The 17,753-nt window shown below is 63.4% G+C and carries 14 protein-coding genes, 1 tRNA gene and 7 pseudogenes; all 22 read left to right on the top strand.

Features of this window, described 5'->3' with window-relative positions; all coding sequences use genetic code 11:
* Positions 1–326 precede the first annotated feature (326 nt).
* Positions 327–641, top strand: a complete 315-nt coding sequence (locus E6W36_RS17200) for a cold-shock protein (RefSeq protein WP_246047911.1) — start codon at positions 327–329, stop codon at positions 639–641.
* 227 nt (positions 642–868) lie between these two features.
* A complete protein-coding gene (locus E6W36_RS01040) occupies positions 869–1,150 on the top strand; it encodes a DUF192 domain-containing protein (RefSeq protein ID WP_222873481.1) in 282 nt (93 codons plus the stop codon).
* Between the two features lie 91 nt (positions 1,151–1,241).
* A pseudogene (gene eno, locus E6W36_RS01035) lies at positions 1,242–2,518 on the top strand (phosphopyruvate hydratase).
* Between the two features lie 88 nt (positions 2,519–2,606).
* Positions 2,607–2,942 (top strand): FtsB family cell division protein, encoded by a 336-nt coding sequence (locus E6W36_RS01030; protein ID WP_222873480.1) that lies wholly within the window; start codon positions 2,607–2,609, stop codon positions 2,940–2,942.
* Between the two features lie 157 nt (positions 2,943–3,099).
* Positions 3,100–4,174: pseudogene (gene pdhA / locus E6W36_RS01025) on the top strand (pyruvate dehydrogenase (acetyl-transferring) E1 component subunit alpha).
* Positions 4,174–5,549, top strand: a pseudogene (locus E6W36_RS01020) (pyruvate dehydrogenase complex E1 component subunit beta). The pseudogenes pdhA and E6W36_RS01020 overlap by 1 nt, the downstream one beginning before the upstream one ends.
* A gap of 35 nt (positions 5,550–5,584) precedes the next feature.
* Positions 5,585–6,826 (top strand): annotated as a pseudogene (locus E6W36_RS01015) (2-oxo acid dehydrogenase subunit E2).
* 20 nt (positions 6,827–6,846) lie between these two features.
* A pseudogene (locus E6W36_RS21335) lies at positions 6,847–8,217 on the top strand (FAD-dependent oxidoreductase); the annotation flags it as partial.
* 60 nt (positions 8,218–8,277) lie between these two features.
* On the top strand, positions 8,278–8,700 hold the full coding sequence (locus E6W36_RS21330; RefSeq protein ID WP_342776902.1) for an NAD(P)/FAD-dependent oxidoreductase: 423 nt from the start codon (positions 8,278–8,280) through the stop codon (positions 8,698–8,700).
* 9 nt (positions 8,701–8,709) lie between these two features.
* Positions 8,710–9,820 (top strand): annotated as a pseudogene (locus tag E6W36_RS01000) (S-(hydroxymethyl)glutathione dehydrogenase/class III alcohol dehydrogenase).
* A gap of 5 nt (positions 9,821–9,825) precedes the next feature.
* A complete protein-coding gene (gene fghA, locus E6W36_RS00995; protein ID WP_222874355.1) occupies positions 9,826–10,668 on the top strand; it encodes an S-formylglutathione hydrolase in 843 nt (280 codons plus the stop codon).
* Between the two features lie 35 nt (positions 10,669–10,703).
* A tRNA-Gly gene (locus E6W36_RS00990) sits at positions 10,704–10,777 on the top strand.
* Positions 10,778–10,897: 120 nt separating this feature from the next.
* The gene (locus E6W36_RS00985) at positions 10,898–11,251 is read left to right on the top strand and encodes a hypothetical protein (RefSeq protein ID WP_222873479.1); all 354 of its coding nucleotides are present in this window, start codon (positions 10,898–10,900) and stop codon (positions 11,249–11,251) included.
* Positions 11,158–12,396 carry a hypothetical protein gene (locus tag E6W36_RS00980; RefSeq protein ID WP_222873478.1) on the top strand — a complete coding sequence of 413 codons (1,239 nt, stop codon included), beginning with the start codon at positions 11,158–11,160 and terminating at the stop codon, positions 12,394–12,396. Before E6W36_RS00985 ends, E6W36_RS00980 begins: the two co-directional genes overlap by 94 nt.
* A gap of 72 nt (positions 12,397–12,468) precedes the next feature.
* The gene (locus E6W36_RS00975; RefSeq protein ID WP_222874354.1) at positions 12,469–12,867 is read left to right on the top strand and encodes a DCC1-like thiol-disulfide oxidoreductase family protein; all 399 of its coding nucleotides are present in this window, start codon (positions 12,469–12,471) and stop codon (positions 12,865–12,867) included.
* A gap of 427 nt (positions 12,868–13,294) precedes the next feature.
* Complete coding sequence (locus tag E6W36_RS00970; protein WP_222873477.1) at positions 13,295–13,795, top strand: CarD family transcriptional regulator; 501 nt, start codon at positions 13,295–13,297, stop codon at positions 13,793–13,795.
* 321 nt (positions 13,796–14,116) lie between these two features.
* The gene (locus E6W36_RS00965; RefSeq protein ID WP_222873476.1) at positions 14,117–14,506 is read left to right on the top strand and encodes a YceI family protein; all 390 of its coding nucleotides are present in this window, start codon (positions 14,117–14,119) and stop codon (positions 14,504–14,506) included.
* A complete protein-coding gene (locus tag E6W36_RS00960; protein ID WP_425459663.1) occupies positions 14,503–14,742 on the top strand; it encodes a YceI family protein in 240 nt (79 codons plus the stop codon). Before E6W36_RS00965 ends, E6W36_RS00960 begins: the two co-directional genes overlap by 4 nt.
* Positions 14,743–14,761: 19 nt before the next feature.
* Positions 14,762–15,340, top strand: a complete 579-nt coding sequence (locus E6W36_RS00955; RefSeq protein ID WP_222873475.1) for a cytochrome b — start codon at positions 14,762–14,764, stop codon at positions 15,338–15,340.
* Positions 15,341–15,343: 3 nt separating this feature from the next.
* Positions 15,344–15,916, top strand: coding sequence for a YceI family protein (locus E6W36_RS00950; RefSeq protein WP_222874352.1), 573 nt, complete (start codon positions 15,344–15,346; stop codon positions 15,914–15,916).
* A gap of 138 nt (positions 15,917–16,054) precedes the next feature.
* The gene (gene purC / locus E6W36_RS00945; RefSeq protein ID WP_222873474.1) at positions 16,055–16,837 is read left to right on the top strand and encodes a phosphoribosylaminoimidazolesuccinocarboxamide synthase; all 783 of its coding nucleotides are present in this window, start codon (positions 16,055–16,057) and stop codon (positions 16,835–16,837) included.
* A gap of 213 nt (positions 16,838–17,050) precedes the next feature.
* Positions 17,051–17,731 (top strand): annotated as a pseudogene (locus E6W36_RS22660) (tetratricopeptide repeat protein); the annotation flags it as partial.
* Between the last annotated feature and the right edge of the window lie 22 nt (positions 17,732–17,753).

Here is a 17,753-nt window from a genome sequence, read left to right as displayed (position 1 = left end):
TCACAACTTGTGGTATCGCTTTTAACGATTTCAGGGCGTAGATTGATGTCCTACATTCTCAAGTGCGATCAGACAGTGCCGTCGGGTATGAGTGATTCCTCAAGTGGGTCAGGACAGGATGGACACGCTGAACGACTAACCGGCGTCGTTAAATGGTTCGACCCGATAAAGGGTTACGGCTTCCTGATCCCTGAGGACGGCTCTGAGATGTGCTGATACACTTCTCGGTCTTGCGGGAATTGGGCCGGCGTACCTTGCCGGAAGGCGCAACGATGGGTTGTCTCGTGGTGCGCCGAGTCCGTGGGCGTCAGGCGCAAAAGATCACGATGCTCGATTTGACGACGGCGACGGCTCCTGATCTGGAGACGATGGCGCCGCGGTCGACACACCCAAGAACAACCCGCCTGGCTCGTGACGGCGACGCCGGTGATTTCGAGCCTGTCGTTGTCAAATGGTTCAATCGCCTGAAGGGGTATGGTTTTGTCGCAAGACCTGATGACGACACGGATATCTTCGTGCATATGGAGACGGCAAGACGCGCAGGCCTTGTCGACCTGCTGCCCGGGCAGAGGCTGACGGCCCGGGTCGCAATCAGCGAGCGCGGCCAGTTTGCGGTTGCGCTTGCCGCTCCTGGAGACTGACCTTGCCGCCGTACAAACTTGTCTTGCACTTAAAATTGTCCTTGCCGCTTTACTTATAGCCAGCGCGCCGTCCGCCTCCGCCCTCGCCGAGTCGGGAACGCCGGCGGTTGTCGTCGGCGAGCCGCAGAAGCTGCCGAAGTCGCCGCTGACCATCAGGACGGCTAGCGGCAAAAACTGAAATATACTGTCGAGGTTGCGGCGACCCGGAACAACAGGCCGTCGGCCTGATGTTCCGCGCCAGCATGCCGCAGGATAGCGGTATGCTGTTCGTTTATAAGACTCCGCAGCCGCTCGCCTTCTGGATGGAGAACACCTACCTGCCGCTGGACCTGATCTTCATCGGTCAGGATGGACGTATCCTCAATGTGGCGGCGAATGCCAAGCCGCTCAGCCGGCAGCCGATTCTTTCGGCTGGGCAGGCCATTGGCGTGCTGGAAATCAACGGCGGGCAAGCGGCTACCCTGGGTATCGCGCCGGGGACCGGGTCGAGCACCCGCGACTGGCGGTGAGCCGGGGCAAGTAGCACGAAGTTTTCAGTTGATCGCGCGGCGCAAGCGGCTAAGCCAGCGGCCAAATCTCTCTTTCTTCGAGGAGGCCTTCATGACTGCGATCGTTGATATCGTTGCCCGCGAAATCCTGGATAGCCGGGGTAACCCGACGGTTGAGGTCGATGTCGCGCTGGAAGACGGCAGCTATGGTCGCGCTGCGGTCCCCTCGGGTGCCTCGACCGGCGCCCATGAGGCCGTGGAAAAGCGCGACGGCGACGCCGAACGCTATATGGGCAAGGGCGTGCAACTGGCAGTCGATGCGGTGAACGGCGAGATTTTCGACGCGCTCGCGGGCCACGACGCGGAAGATCAGGTCGATATCGACAATCTGCTGATCGAACTCGACGGCACGGAAAACAAAAGCCGGCTGGGTGCCAACGCCATCCTCGGCGTCAGCCTGGCGGTGGCGCGCGCGGCGGCGGATGCCCGCAGCCTGCCGCTTTATCGCTATGTCGGTGGTGTCAATGCGCGCGTGCTGCCGGTGCCGCTGATGAACATCATCAATGGCGGCGCGCATGCCGATAACCCCATCGACATCCAGGAATTCATGATCATGCCGGTCGGCGCTGAAACGTTCAGCGAGGCGCTGCGCTGGGGCGCGGAGATTTTCCACACCCTGAAGAAGCAGCTCTCCGCTGCCGGGTTTGCGACCAGCGTCGGCGACGAAGGCGGCTTTGCGCCGAACCTTGCAAGTGCCGACGCCGCGCTCGACTTCATCATGAAGGCCATCGAGAAGGCCGGGCGCAAACCGGGCGAAGAGGTGGTGCTGGCGCTGGACTGCGCGGCGACCGAATTCTTCAAGAACGGCAAGTATGCGCTGGAAGGCGAAGGCAAATCCTTCGATTCCGCCGGCATGGTGGGCTATCTTGCGGACCTGTGCGGCCGCTTCCCCATCGTCTCGATCGAGGACGGCATGGCGGAGGACGATTGGGAAGGCTGGGCGCAGTTGACCGAGATGCTGGGCGCGCGGGTGCAGCTTGTCGGGGACGATCTGTTCGTCACCAACTCGGCGCGCCTGGCGGACGGCATCGAGAAGGGGTTGCCAATTCGATCCTGGTCAAGGTGAACCAGATCGGCACGCTGACCGAGACGCTGGAGGCGGTGAGCATGGCGCAGCAGGCGCGCTACACCGCCATCATGTCACACCGCTCCGGCGAGACCGAGGACTCGACCATCGCCGACCTGGCGGTCGCCACCAACTGCGGGCAGATCAAGACCGGGAGCCTGGCGCGTTCGGACCGGCTGGCAAAATACAACCAGTTGCTGCGCATTGAAGAACAGTTGGGCGACGCCGGGGTCTATGCCGGTCTCGGCGTGCTGCGCGCCTGATCGCGGGCCGCGGCGATATTATACAAGACCAGGGCGACAGACCTGCAAGGCCCTTGACCCGCGGACTCGGCTGTGATTCTTCTCGCTTATGGAATTAAGAACGATCATTGCCGAGCGCGTCCGGCAGTTGCTGATCCCCGCATTGTGCCTGCTGGTGATGGCGTTCTTCGGCTATCATGCGGTGTTCGGTTCGGCTGGAATTATTGCGGCGCAGCACTATGCCCGGCAGCTTGGCGTCGTGACCGGGCAGGCCGAACGATTGGCGGTGGAGCGTGCGACGCTGGAGCGGCGTATCGCGCTGTTGAACCGGGACGCCATGGACCGCGACTATGCTGATGAGCTTGCCCGCCGCGTGCTCGGACTCGTCGGGCAGGATGAGTATGTGGTCTCGCTGCCACCGCAGAACGACGCACCCGCACAATAAACAACCCTCACAACCTGTCGGATTCTTTGATGGATTCGTCTCAGGAGAAACTTTCTGTCCCAACGCTTTCGGCTTGGCGACACGATGTGTCGCGCTATAACGGAGCCGCCTGCGGCGCACGCTGGCGTCGGGCAATTCATCATGTTGAGGACCAGGCATGGCGCGAGCAACACGATCAAAGTCGAATACGGCTCCAGCGACGGTGGGCGCAGTCGATCCTGCGCGGCAGACCACGCGCTTCGACTGCCCGACCTACCCGGTCGCTTACGCGGCGACGCGCGAAGAACTCCTGGCGTTCTACGAGCAGATGCTGCTGATCCGCCGCTTCGAGGAGCGGGCGGGCCAGCTCTATGGTCTGGGCTTGATCGGCGGCTTCTGCCACCTTTATATCGGGCAGGAAGCGGTCGTGGTCGGCCTGCAATCGGCCTTGAAGCCCGTCGACAGCGTTATTACCGGCTATCGCGACCACGGCCACATGCTGATGTGCGGCATCGCGCCGCGCGCCGTCATGGCGGAACTGACCGGTCGTGCCGGCGGGATCTCCAAAGGCAAGGGCGGCTCGATGCACATGTTCTCGGTCGAGCACCGCTTCTACGGCGGCCACGGCATCGTCGGGGCGCAGGTGAGCCTTGGAACCGGGTTAGCCTTTTCCCACAAGTATCAGCAGGACGGTGGCGTGTGTCTCGCCTACTTCGGCGACGGCGCAGCCAACCAGGGGCAGGTTTACGAGAGTTTCAACATGGCTGAGCTGTGGAAACTGCCCGCCATCTACGTCATCGAGAACAACCAGTATGCCATGGGAACGAGCGTCGGGCGAGCATCCGCCGAGCGTGAACTGTTCCGCCGCGGCGAGAGCTTCCGTATTCCGGGGCTGCAGATCAACGGCATGGACGTCCTTGAAGTTCGTGGCGCGGCCGAGCGGGCGCTGGAATGGGTGCGCGCGGGCAAGGGGCCGCTGCTGCTCGAGCTGATGACCTACCGGTATCGCGGCCACTCGATGTCCGACCCCGCCAAATACCGGACGCGCGAGGAAGTGGACGCCATGCGTGAGAAGTCGGATCCGATCGAGGGCCAAGGCGAAGCTGCTGGCGCTCGGCATCGCGGAGGAAGACCTCAAGGCCATCGACAAGCGCGTGCGCGAAGTGGTGGCCGACGCCGCGGAATTTGCGCAGTCGAGCCCCGAGCCTGACCCTGCCGAACTCTACACCGACATTCTCGTGGAGGCCTACTGATGCCGGTCGATATCCTGCTGCCTGCGATGAGTCCGACCATGGAGGAGGGCACGCTGGCCAAGTGGCTGGTGAAGCCCGGCGATACGGTCAAGTCCGGCCAGGTGATGGCCGAGATCGAGACCGACAAGGCGACCATGGAGTTCGAGGCGGTCGACGAAGGCGTGATCGGCGAAATCCTGGTGGCCGAGGGCACGGAGAATGTGAAGGTCGGCACCCGGATCGCAACGCTTGTCGCCGATGGCGAGCGCAGCACCTCCCGCGGCGCCGCCAACCGTTGCGCAGCCTGCTCCTGCAGCGCCACCGGCGCCTGCCGTCGCCCCGGCTCAGTCTGTCCCCGCCGCCGCGCCGTCCATCGTGCCGCGCCCGGCCGATCCCACGCTGCCGGTCGGGACCACCTTCACCAAGATGACCGTGCGCGAGGCCTTGCGCGACGCCATGGCCGAGGAGATGCGCCGCGATCCGAGCGTGTTCGTGATGGGCGAGGAAGTCGCCGAGTATCAGGGGCCTACAAGGTCACCCAGGGTCTGCTGCAGGAATTCGGCCCGCAGCGGGTTATCGATACCCCGATCACCGAACACGGCTTTGCAGGCGTCGGCGTCGGTGCGGCCATGGGCGGCCTTAAGCCGGTCGTCGAGTTCATGACCATGAACTTCGCCATGCAGGCGATCGACCAGATCATCAACTCGGCCGCCAAGACCAACTACATGTCCGGCGGCCAGATGCGGTGCCCGATCGTGTTTCGCGGGCCGAACGGCGCTGCAAGCCGTGTGGCCGCTCAGCACAGCCAGAACTATGCCGCCTGGTATGGCCATGTGCCCGGTCTGATCGTCATCGCGCCCTACGACGCCGCCGACTGCAAAGGCCTGCTCAAGGCCGCGATCCGTTCCCCGGACCCGGTCGTATTCCTGGAGAACGAGCTGGTCTACGGGCGCTCGTTCGATGTGCCGCAGGTGGATGACTATGTGCTGCCGATCGGCAAGGCGCGTATCGTGCGCCCCGGCGCCGATGTGACCCTGGTCGCCTATTCGATCGCCGTCGGGGTGGCGTTGGAGGCAGCCGAGACCCTGGCGGGCGAGGGATCGACGCCGAAGTGGTCGACCTGCGCACCATCCGGCCCCTGGATCGGGAGACCGTGCTGGCGTCGCTGAAGAAGACCAACCGCCTCGTTTGCGTCGAGGAGGCCTGGCCGCAATTCTCGGTGTCGTCGGAAATCATGGCCATCTGCATGGAGGATGGGTTCGACGATCTCGATGCCCCGGTGCTGCGCGTGACCGACAAGGATGTGCCGCTGCCGTATGCGAACACTCTCGAGAAGCTCGCCCTGGTGAAGGCGGACGACGTCGTCGCCGCCGCCAAGTCCGTCTGTTATCGCTGAGGGTTGCGCGCCTGCAACCTTGTTGAGGAGGCATTATGCCCATTGACATTCTGATGCCCGCTCTGAGTCCGACCATGGAAGCCGGCACGCTGGCCAAGTGGCTGGTGAAGGCCGGCGATACGGTCAAGTCCGGCCAGGTGATGGCCGAGATCGAGACCGACAAGGCGACCATGGAGTTCGAGGCGGTCGACGAAGGCGTGATCGGTGAGATTGTCATCGCCGAGGGCACCGAAGACGTAAAGGTCGGGACCAAGATCGCTGTGCTGCTGGTGGAAGAGGACGGCCAAAACCCTCACCCCAACCCTCTCCCGCAAGGGGAGGGGCAGCGGTGGCGGAAAAACCCTCTCCCCGGCGGGAGAGGGTGGCGCGGAGCGCCGGGTGAGGGCAGAGGCTGATCGTGTGAAGGCCTCGCCGCTGGCGCGCCGGATCGCCGCCGACAAGGGCATCGACTTGTCCGCCCTTGCCGGTACGGGGCCGGGCGGGCGGATCGTCAAGGCGGACGTATTGGGCGGTGCACCGGCAGTGTCGCGCCGGCTGCCGCGGCCATCAGGCCAGCGGCCGCCAGCGACTTTACGCCGCCAGCGGATGTGCCGTTCGAGGAGATCAAGCTGCCGGGCATGCGCAAGGTGATCGCCAAGCGCATGGCGGAGTCGAAATCAACCGTGCCGCACTTCTACCTGACCGTCGACGTCGAACTGGATGCGCTGATGGCCAGCCGGAAGGCGCTGAACACGGCGCTGGAGAAGCAGGGCGTCAAGCTTTCGGTCAATGATTTCATCATCCGCGCCTGCGGCCTGAGCCTGAAGAAAGTGCCGGACGCCAACGCCATGTTCGCCGGCGACAGGATGTATCGCTTCCAGCGCGCTGACATTTCGGTCGCGGTCGCGGTGCCGGGCGGGCTGGTGACGCCGGTCATCCGGGGCGCCTGCTCCAAGGGCCTGGCAGACATCTCGACCGAGATGAAGGCGCTCGCCGACAAGGCGCGCGACGGCAAGTTGATGCCGGAAGACTATCAGGGCGGCACCTTCTCGATCTCGAATCTGGGGATGATGGGCATCAAGCAGTTCGAGGCGGTGATCAACCCGCCGCAGGGTGCGATTCTGGCCGTCGGTGCGGGCGAACAGCGCGCTGTAGTCAGAAATGGTGCTATTGCAATCGCGACCGTGATGTCGGTCACCCTGTCGGTCGACCACCGGGTGCTCGACGGCGCGATCGGTGCTGCCTTCCTGGCCGAGTTCAAGCGCCTGATCGAAGAACCGCTGCTGATGCTGGCCTAGCATGGCGCATCATTCACCTCATGAAACCCCTCTCCCCTTGCGGGAGAGGGTGGCGCGCAGCGCCGGGAGAGGGTTATAATCCCGTAAGCTTAAAGCAAGCAAAGCGCTTGAGGAAGTCTATGACCGAGGCCGAAGTAGTGCTCTGGCGTCATCTTAGAGCGCATCGCTTTTCTGGGTATAAATTTCGGCGACAACAACCATTCAATCACTATATCACCGATTTTATTTCGCATCAGGCAAAATTGGTGGTTGAGCTTGATGGTGGCCACCATGCTGATGAGATTACCCGTTCGCATGATATTGCGCGCACCGCGCATATTGAGCGCGCAGGGTACAGAGTCTTACGTTTCTGGAATGTTCAGGCCCTTCAGGAAACCGCATCCGTGTTGGAGCAGATTTATAACAGTTTGATAAACCCCTCTCCCGGCCCGTTGGGCCACCCTCTCCGCAAGGGGAGAGGGGAGTTCTGGAGCAAAAACATGACTGAGACCTTTGATCTTGTTGTCATCGGCGGCGGGCCGGGCGGCTACGTCGCGGCGATCCGCGCGGCACAACTCGGCCTGAAGACCGCCGTCGTCGAGCGCGAGCATCTGGGCGGCATCTGCCTCAACTGGGGCTGTATCCCGACCAAGGCGCTGCTGCGCTCGTCCGAAATCAAGCATTACCTCGATCACGCTGCCGACTATGGCCTGAAGGCGGAGAATGTCGGGTTTGATCTGGCGGCGGTCGTCAAGCGCTCGCGCGGCGTCGCCGGCCAGCTCAACAGCGGCGTCAAGCATCTGCTGAAAAGAACAAGGTGACTGTCTACGACGGCGCAGCGACCGTGCCGGCCAAGGGCAGGGTCGCGGTTTCCAAAGACGGCAAGCCGGTTGCCGATCTGGCGGCCAGGAACATCATCATCGCGACCGGCGCGCGCGCGCGAACTGCCGCACCTGAAGGCCGACGGCAAGCTGGTCTGGACCTACAAGCATGCGATGACGCCGGAGGCCATGCCGAAATCGCTGCTGGTCATCGGCTCGGGCGCGATCGGCGTCGAGTTCGCCAGCTTCTATTCGGACATGGGCACCAAGGTCACCATCGTCGAGATGATGGACCGTATCCTGCCGGTCGAGGACGCGGAAATCTCCGCCTTCATGCTGAAGGCGCTCACCAAGCAGGGCATGACGATCAAGACCGGCGCTGGTGTGACCAAACTGGTTCCGGGCAAGGATAGCGTCACCGCCACCATCGAGGCGGGCGGCAAAAGCGAGGACCAGACCTTCGACCGGGTGATCCTGGCGATCGGCATCGTCGGCAACTCGGAAAATCTCGGGCTGGAGGCGCTCGGCGTCAAGATCGAGCGGGGCCACATCGTGACCGACGGCTACGGCCGCACCGGCGTCGACGGCCTGTGGGCAATCGGTGATGTCACCGGCGCGCCCTGGCTGGCGCACAAGGCGAGCCATGAAGGCGTGATCGCGGTCGAGACCATCGCTGGCGTCAAGGGCGTGCACCCGCTCGACAAGTCGAACATTCCGGGCTGCACCTATTGCCGCCCGCAGGTCGCGAGCGTCGGCTTGACCGAGGCCAAGGCCAAGGAAGCGGGCTACGCGGTCAAGGTCGGGCGCTTCCCGTTCGTCGGCAATGGCAAGGCGATTGCGCTTGGCGAAGCGGATGGGCTGATCAAGACCGTCTTTGACGCCAAGACCGGCGAGTTGCTGGGCGCACACATGGTCGGCGCGGAAGTCACCGAACTGATCCAGGGCTATGCGGTCGCCAAGTCGCTGGAGACCACGGAAGCCGAGTTGATGCACACCGTGTTCCCGCACCCCACACTTTCGGAAATGATGCACGAGAGTGTGCTCGACGCCTACGGCCGCGCCATCCACTATTAGGAACCGCCCATGAAAACCCGCGCCGCCATCGCCGTTGCTCCGAACCAGCCGCTGGTGATCGAGGAGGTTGACCTCGATGGCCCGAAGCCCGGCGAGGTGCTGGTCGAGGTCATGGCGACCGGGGTCTGCCACACCGACGCCTACACGCTGGAAGGCAAGGACTCGGAAGGGATTTTCCCGTCGATCCTCGGCCACGAGGGGCCGGCATCGTCCGTGAGGTCGGCGCAGGCGTGACCAGCGTGAAGCCCGGCGACCATGTCATTCCGCTGTACACGCCGGAATGCCGGTCGTGCAAAACCTGCCTCAGCCGCAAGTCGAACCTCTGCACGGCAATCCGCGCGACCCAGGGCAAGGGCGTGATGCCGGATGGCACCAGCCGGTTCCGCCGGAATGGTGCGGCGCTCTATCACTATATGGGCTGCTCGACCTTCTCCAACTTCACGGTGATGCCGGAGATCGCGGTCGCCAAGGTCCGGCAGGACGCCCCGTTCGACAAGATCTGCTATATCGGCTGCGGCGTCACCACCGGCATCGGCGCGGTGATCTATACGGCGAAAGTGGAGCCGGGGGCGACGGTTGCCGTGTTCGGGCTGGGCGGCATCGGGCTCAACGTCATCCAGGGCGCACGCATGGTCGGCGCCGACAGGATCATCGGCATCGACATCAACCCCGCCAAGCAGGCGATGGCGGAAAAGTTCGGCATGACCCACTTCCTCAACCCGAACGAGATCGGGGCGGAGCGGGTGGTGGCGGCAATCCAGGACTTGTCCGACGGCGGCGTTGATTATTCCTTCGACTGCACAGGCAATGTGAAGGTGATGCGCCAGGCGCTGGAATGCTGCCATCGCGGCTGGGGCAGTCGATCATCATCGGCGTTGCAGAAGCGGGGCAGGAGATTGCGACCCGGCCGTTCCAGCTGGTGACCGGGCGTGTGTGGAAGGGCTCGGCCTTCGGCGGCGCGCGCGGGCGCTCGGACGTCCCGCGCATCGTCGACTGGTACATGGACGGCAAGATCAACATCGATGATCTGATCACCCACACCCTGCCGCTTGAGCGTATCAACGAGGCGTTCGACCTGATGCACGCCGGCACGTCGATCCGCTCGGTGGTGCAGTTCTGATGGCCCTGGAGATTGTCAGCCGCCACGGCTGTTTCGGCGGCACGGTGACCTATTATCGGCATGCGTCAAGCGCGACCGGCACCCTTATGCGCTTCTCCGCCTTCGTGCCGGCAAACGTGCAGAATGCGCCGCTGCTGTGGTTTCTCTCCGGCCTGACCTGCACGGAAGACAATTTCACCGTCAAGGGCGGGGCCTACCGGCAGGCGGCAGCGCTTGGCCTTGTGATCGTCGCGCCCGACACCAGCCCGCGCGGTGCAGATGTGCCCGACGACCCGGCCTATGATTTCGGCCAGGGCGCTGGCTTCTACATAAACGCGACGCAGGCGCCGTGGGCGACCCACTTTCAGATGGAACGCTATATCGCGCAGGAACTGCCGCAGGTCGTCGCGGCCGAGCTTCCGGTCGATATGCGCCGGCAGGGCCTCTTCGGCCACTCGATGGGCGGGCACGGCGCACTGACTCTGGCGCTGAAGTATCCGCAGCAGTTCACCAGCATTTCCGCGTTCGCGCCGATTGCAGCCCCAACCCAGGTTCCCTGGGGACGCAAGGCGTTCACGAGCTATCTGGGGTCGGATGAGGCCGCCTGGCAGGACCATGATGCCTGTGTGCTGATGCGCAGGTCCGGCGACCGCCGGGCGATGCCGGCGATCCTCCTCGACCAGGGTGCCGACGACCCGTTCCTTCACGAGCAGTTGCGCCCGGAGCTGTTCGAGGCGGCCTGCGCCGCGGTTGGCCAGGGGCTGATCCTGCGCCGTCAGGCCGGTTACGATCACGGCTACTTCTTCGTCAGCACCTTCATCGACGATCACCTGCGGCACCATGCGGCGATCCTGGGCGGCCAGTCTTGACGCCTGCGCGCATCCTCCCTTAAGGCTCATCACACGCGGGTATGATGTAATGGTAGCCTGTCAGCTTCCCAAGCTGAACGCACGGGTTCGATTCCCGTTACCCGCTCCATACAGCGCCAACGGCCCGGCCGCTGGCTAGATTTTCGGTCCGATATCTATGGCGACGACATTTTCTGCTGTTGGATCGCCCACCTCATCGGTTGTGGCCGGACGCTATGCCGGGGCGCTGGTGGTTTTGCTGCTCGCGTTGCTGGGATATCTCGTCTTCAAGCAACTGACAGAGCTGGTCGTCCGCGATGCGCCGGATCATGTGTTCGTCTGGTGCGGCTTGCTGGCGCTGCTGGCCGGTGCCCTCTCAAGGGCGAAAAACGCGGATCTTCCGCTTTTCGCACGCCGCGGCCTCAGGGCCTGTGCCGTCTTCCTGACCCTTTATGCCGCGCTCGAACCGTTCGACATTCCCTACGCGGCGGTACCTCTGGACAGCCCCAGGTGCTGTTTCACAGCCAGGCCCGCTGGGTGGCGCTTGGTTTCGCAGTGCTGGGCTGGTGGCGCCCTGCTGGCGCAATGGCCAGTGCGCTGCTGATCTGGATGATGCGCGATCTGCAGAGCGGCCTTACGGGCTTCTATTTCTCCAATCTCGATATCCGCAATGTGGTCGAGGCCATTACCCTGGTGTCGCTGGCCGCCGGCCTCGTCGGCAGCATGCGCCATGCCCCACGCGTATCCCAGGCATTGGCCCTGAACCAGGATGCCGTGGCGCGCGGGTTGCTGCTGGTCTTCGCTGCAGCGATCGGCGGGCATCTGGGAAATTATTTCTATTCCGGCGTCGCCAAGATCATGCTGGACGGCGGGCCGCTGTCCTGGGTTCTGGACAACCGCCTGTACGATGGCATCCCGGGAGCGCTGGAGAAAGGGACCCTGCTCACAGCAGCGTTCCCGGCCTTGACCCAGGCCGAGTATGACCTGTTCAAGGCCCTGAGCGTGCCCATGAATTTTGTTGCGCTTATCGCTCAGTTGCTCGCGGTTGCTGCGCCGTTGCGCCGCCGGTGGCTGATCTGGATCACCATCGCCTACGACATATTCCACCTCTCGGTCTATCTGGCGCTCGGGTTGCTGTTCTGGAAGTGGATCGCGCTCAACACCATCATTCTGACCACCCTGCTGGCTGTGAAGGATGAACAGTGGGACAAGGCGGCACGGCTGACCTGCCTGGCTTGCGCCCTGGTCGGGACGGCGTTTTTCCACACGGCGACGCTGGCCTGGTACGACACCCCGGGCTTCACATCGGTCTACTTCGAGGCGGCGTTGAAGAACGGCAAGCGGGTGCGCATTCCCAACGCCTACTTCCTGTCCTCGTCCTATCAAGTCTCGCAGGGGCGGCTGTGGTGGCCGGGGGCATGGAGCATTTCAACCATTCCATCTGGGGGTCGGTGCTGCATTACGATGATGCCCTTGCCGGCCGCACCTGCACGCCACCGGTCCGGTCTATGCCGGCCGAGCCCCTGTACGGCTCGCCCGCTGCTGTTGGGGAATATGTTCAGGCGCAGCACCGCAAAGCGCTCCAGCGGATCGATGCGCGCGGCCGGTTCAACTATTATCTGGTGCCGCACCACCATGTGCCGAGCCCGTTTGTCGCAGACCCATTCTATCGCGTTGATAAGCGCGACATCGCCACCTACTTCATTGTCAACGACTCGGTCTGCCTGTCTCTCGATCATGGCCGGCTGAAGCGCCGCGTCATCATGCGGGACGAGACGCCCGTTTATGACGCCGTGAGGGACCGTGTGATCGGTGACGAACATGCAACCACGCCAGACGCCTGATCCGATCTGGATCGTCTATGATGGCGAGTGTCCGTTCTGCTCAGCGTATGTGCGGATGGTGCGCTTGCGTGAGGCAGTCGGCACGGTGGCTTTGATCGACGCCCGCACGGATCACCCGGCGGTGCGGGAGGCAAAGTCACTCGGCCTCGACCTTGATGAAGGGATGGCGCTGAAAATGGCGGGCGAATGGCTGCATGGCGATGCGGTCATGACCCGTCTGGCCATGCTCTCCAGCCGCTCAAATACGCTCAACCGGCTGCACGCCTGGGTGTTCCAAAACCCGGCGCGGGCGCGCCTTCTGTATCCCTGGTTGCGCGCTGGGCGCAACGCCGTGCTCCGCCTGCTTGGCCGCCGGAAGATAACGGAGCTCGCCTGAGGCTGCCGGCTTGGCCAGTGCGACCTGCCCCTGAGCGACAGCGCAGTACAGGCCCCTCAGGGCGGTGAGAGGAGGCAATGCGACTTTCGGGCAACCCAATGTTGGGTGCTGCATGCGATGAAAAGCGCCCCCGCAGGTCAGCATATTGTAAAAACTGGTAACGGTCGCCCGTTTGTGTTACACAATAGAGACAGTGACGACCTTCTCTCGACATGTTAAAAGATTTGCCAACTGTCTCAAACCCCTAGGCTGAGCGAGCCTACCCCCGTCCATTCTGAGGATTTGGCCGCCGTCGTGGCGGGTCGAATGGTCGGGCGTTTGACAGTTGCATGGCGGCGTGCGTGCGCCGTTGCAATGTCCCGGAAGCCGCCGCCCACTGCGTGGCATATGCGGGTGCCTGCGCCTGCCAAGTATAGAAGGAATTGCAATGGTCGCGAAAACGCTGAAATTCAATGTCGGTGATCACGTTGTTTACCCCAAGCACGGTGTTGGCCGCGTGACCGAGATCGAAACGCAGGAACTCGCCGGCCTCAAGCTTCAGCTTTATGTGGTGCGCTTCGAGAAGGAGCGCATGACCCTGCGCGTGCCGATCAACAAGGCGGATTCGTCCGGCATGCGCAAGCTCTCCAGCCAGGCGACCTTGCAGGAAGCGCTCACCACCCTGACCGGCAAGCCGCGCATCAAGCGCACCATGTGGTCGCGCCGGGCGCAGGAATACGAAGCCAAGATCAATTCCGGCGATCTGGTGTCGATTGCAGAAGTGGTCCGCGACCTGCACCGGGCCGAGGATCAGCCGGAGCAATCCTACTCCGAGCGGCAGATCTACGAAGCAGCGGTCAGCCGTCTGGCGCGTGAACTCGCGGCGATGGAAAACATCGACGAAGCAGCGGCGCAGGACAAGATCGCCAAGGTGCTGAAAGCCGCCTGACGCGCCGACCGATCAAGCAAAAGCACCCGCGGTAGTGGGTCATTTTGAAGTTTTGCCGCTCACCCTGAGCTGGACGAAGGGTTGAGCGGCTCGTGGTTCTGTCCGAGCTCACCACGAGCGGTTTATTCAAAATGACCCGCTACCGCACCCGCCCGATGGTTGACATCCGGCGGGTTTTTGTTGCCCCGTCTGCAAACTTGTTGCCAAACTGCAAACACAGAAATGGCAATCCGGCTGCTGTGCAGGGTGCGACAAGATGTCTAGCTTATCGACCTTCACCGGCGTCGGGACATCGCCAGGCGCATACAAGGAGAAAATACCATGGCATTTTCCGTGAAGCGCAGCCTGCGCTATGCTGTTGTAGCCTTTGCCCTCGCCGCGGCGCCCGCCGCTCATGGTCAGGCGCTCGATGTGCCGTCGGGCGTCTACGCCGTCGATCCCACGCACGCCAGCGTGACCTGGAAGGTCATGCACCTCGGTCTGGCCAAGTATACGGCTCGTTTCACCAAGGTCGACGCTGAACTCACGCTGGATGCGGCCGATCCGACGAAGAGCAAGGTGTTCGTCGCCATCGACCCGCGCTCGGTGCGCACGGATTATCCCAATCCGGAAAAGAGGATTTCGACAAGAAACTGGGGACCGGTACCGACTGGCTCAACGGCGACAAATTCCCGCAGATCGTCTTTCACTCGCGCGCCCTCGAGCGGTTGACCGCGACGACCGGCAAGATGACCGGCGACATGACCTTCCTGGGCGTTACCAAGCCGGTGACCTTCGACGTCACGCTGAACGGTAACTTCAAGGAGCATCCGTTCACCAAGAAGGCGGCGCTCGGTTTCTCGGCGAAGACGACCATCAAGCGCTCGGACTGGGGCTTCAAGACCTTCGTGCCAAACATCGCCGATGAGGTCGAGGTTCTGGTCGAGGCGGAATTCCAGGCGAAGTAAACCGGATCCGGAGGAGAAGATGACGCCGCAGACACGCTACACCCAGGTTGCAATCATCCTGCACTGGTTGATCGCGCTCGGCGTCATCGGGTTGATCGTCGCCGGCAAGTGGATGGCCGGCGCGATCAACCAGCCTGAGACGCAAGCGCTCGCCTACGATGTGTTCCAGCTGCACAAGTCGGTCGGCATCACGGTGCTGTTGCTGACCATACTGCGCCTGGCGTGGCGGCTGGGGCATCGCCCGCCGCCGCTGCCGGACGCCATGCCCGGCTGGCAGAAGGCGGCGGCGACCGGCGCGCACTGGCTGTTCTACCTGCTGCTGATCGGCATCCCGCTCAGCGGCTGGGCGCTGGTGTCCGCGAGCCCGCTTGGCCTGCCGACGCTGTTGTATGGTGTCGTCGAATGGCCGCACATCGCCGCGCTCACCCATGTCGCCGATCGTCAGGCGACCGCGCATCAGCTTGAGGAGGTGCACGAACTGCTCGGCAACGCCATGCTGCTGCTGGTCCTGTTGCATGTGGCGGCCGCACTCAAGCACCAGTATCTGGATCGCGACAACCTGCTCGCGCGCATGCTGCCGTTTCTGGCGCGCGGCTGATCGATTGAGGTCTCCCATGATCAAGCGCCACTTCTGCTGGCACTGCTGCTTGCAGCGGCACCCGCCCGCGCCGCCGGCTGGACGATCGACCCCAAGGCCAGCGAGATCCGCTTCAGCGGCAAGCACGCCGGGCGGGACTTCACGGGCGTGTTTGCCCAATGGGGCGGCACGATCAGTTTCGATCCGGCCAAGCTCGACGCCGCGCGCGTTGCAATCGATGTGAAGCTTGGCTCGGCAAAGACCGGCGATACGACCTACGACAAGACCCTGCCTGGCGTGGACTGGTTCAATGTCGAGGCTTTCCCGACTGCGCGCTTTACCACCCAATCCATCCAGGCTGCGGGGCCGGGGCGGTATGTGGCGCAAGGCATCCTGTCCATCCGCGGCGTCAACGCGCCGGTGACCCTGCCGTTCAGCCTCGAGATCAAGGGCGACCAGGCGGCTATGACCGGCTCGACGACCTTGAAGCGCGTCGCCTGGGGCATCGGCAAGGGGCCGGACGCCAGCGGTGCCTGGGTGTCGCTTGACATCCCGGTGTCGATCAAGGTTTCGGCAAAACGCGCAGCGGCGAAATAGGCACCGACCCGCTTGCCGCAGCGACGGATTGTCGGACGGCATTGATTGGGCTAAGACCCAGAGAATGCCGTGCGCCATCCGGGTGCTGACGGCCAATCGATTCCGCCAGCGCGCTGGCCAGTCATGGAAATCTGCAAAATGTCCCGCCGCCGTCAAATCTACGAAGGCAAGGCCAAAATCCTTTACGAAGGTCCGGAGCCTGGCACGCTGATCCAGTATTTCAAGGACGATGCGACTGCCTTCAACGCCCAGAAGAAGGGTATCATCTCCGGCAAGGGCGTGCTCAACAACCGCATCTCCGAGCATGTGTTCCAACTGCTCGGCACCATGGGCATCCCGACCCACTTCATCCGCCGCCTGAACATGCGCGAGCAGCTCATCCGCCAGGTCGAGATCGTGCCCATTGAGGTTGTGGTGCGCAACGTGGTGGCCGGCTCGCTCGCCAAGCGGCTAGGCATCGAGGAAGGCATGCCGCTGCCGCGCACCATCATCGAATATTATTACAAGAACGACGAGCTCGGCGACCCGATGGTCACCGAGGAGCATGTGGCGGCGTTCGGCTGGGCCAGCCAGGACGAACTGCACGACATGCAGGACCTGGCAATCCGCATCAACGATTTCCTGTCCGGCCTGTTCGCCGGCGTCGGCATCAAGCTGGTCGACTTCAAGCTGGAGTTCGGCCGCCTGTGGGAGGGCGACTACAGCCGCATCATCCTCGCCGACGAAATCAGCCCGGACGGCTGCCGCCTCTGGGATATGTCGACGGGCGAAAAGCTCGACAAGGACCGCTTCCGCCGCGACATGGGCGGTGAGGTGGAGGCATACCAGGAAGTCGCACGACGGCTGGGGCTGCTGCCGGACGGGGTTGACTCGACCGTCCTGGACCTTGATAGCGCGCGAAAGGCACGCGACGGCAAGTAACAGGCAGTGAAAGGGGCACCATGCAAGCCAGCGGACGATCCGCCGACTCTGCACGCGCCCTGGCTGTGCTCCAGGCCGGCGGCCTTGCCAGCGTATTCGCCTGCATTGCTGAAGCCATGCGGGACCTCGCACTGTGATGCAGAACTCGCCACCCTTTGAGCGCGCATTGCAGGCGATGAACGCCGGCGACCTGCAGGCGCCAATCGCTGGGCCGTGGAGGCGACGCGTGCGTCGCCGCGCGATTTCGACAGCTGGCATCTGCTGGGCTACACCTTTGCGGCGCTGGGGCAGCTGGCGGATGCGCTTTCGGCCTACGAGCGCGCGGCGGCGTTGAAGGTCGATCATGCGGATTTTCACAACAACCACGGCAACGCCCTGCGTATGCTCGGCCGTCATGAAGAGGCCATCAAGGCCTATGACCGCGCGCTGCGCCGGGCACCGAACAAGGCAGAGCCCTATTACAATCGTGGTATGTCCCGGGCGACGCTTGGGCAGCTAGAAGCGGCGTTCTCGGATTTCCATACGGCGACACGCCTCGCGCCCAAGCTTGCACCGGCGCATTATGAGCTGGGGCGGGTGCTGGGCGTGTTCAACCGCAATGCAGAGGCGCTGGCGGCATTCGATGCGGCGCTGGCGCTGCGCCCGCAATGGCCCGAGGCGCACAGTTGCCGGGGCGAGATGCTGCTGGCGCTCAATCGCATAGAAGAGTCCCGCGCTGCCCTGGAACGGGCGCTGGACCTCAATCCGCAGATGCCGGTGACCTGGGGTCTGCTTGGGCTGGTGCGGACGGCTGCGAAGGACTTTCCGGCTGCGGTCTCCTGCTACGAACGCTCGCTGAATTTACACCCCGACGATCCCATTGTGCTGAGCAATTTCAGTAATGTCCTGCTGGCGCTGGACCGGAAGGACGAAGCAG

The organism is Hankyongella ginsenosidimutans (assembly GCF_005144965.1).
Taxonomy (GTDB): domain Bacteria; phylum Pseudomonadota; class Alphaproteobacteria; order Sphingomonadales; family Sphingomonadaceae; genus Hankyongella; species Hankyongella ginsenosidimutans.
The sequence above is the reverse complement of the archived record's forward strand: the minus strand, read 5'-3'. Positions and strand labels throughout refer to the sequence as shown.

Bases quoted from the DNA above. Each gene is read 5' to 3' on its own strand.
- purC (WP_222873474.1), top strand. From the start codon at position 16,055: ATGTCCCGCCGCCGTCAAATCTACGAAGGCAAGGCCAAAATCCTTTAC.
- E6W36_RS01040 (WP_222873481.1), top strand. From the start codon at position 869: ATGTTCCGCGCCAGCATGCCGCAGGATAGCGGTATGCTGTTCGTTTAT.
- E6W36_RS00975 (WP_222874354.1), top strand. From the start codon at position 12,469: ATGCAACCACGCCAGACGCCTGATCCGATCTGGATCGTCTATGATGGC.
- E6W36_RS01030 (WP_222873480.1), top strand. From the start codon at position 2,607: ATGGAATTAAGAACGATCATTGCCGAGCGCGTCCGGCAGTTGCTGATC.
- E6W36_RS17200 (WP_246047911.1), top strand. From the start codon at position 327: ATGCTCGATTTGACGACGGCGACGGCTCCTGATCTGGAGACGATGGCG.
- E6W36_RS00965 (WP_222873476.1), top strand. From the start codon at position 14,117: ATGGCATTTTCCGTGAAGCGCAGCCTGCGCTATGCTGTTGTAGCCTTT.
- E6W36_RS00970 (WP_222873477.1), top strand. From the start codon at position 13,295: ATGGTCGCGAAAACGCTGAAATTCAATGTCGGTGATCACGTTGTTTAC.
- E6W36_RS00955 (WP_222873475.1), top strand. From the start codon at position 14,762: ATGACGCCGCAGACACGCTACACCCAGGTTGCAATCATCCTGCACTGG.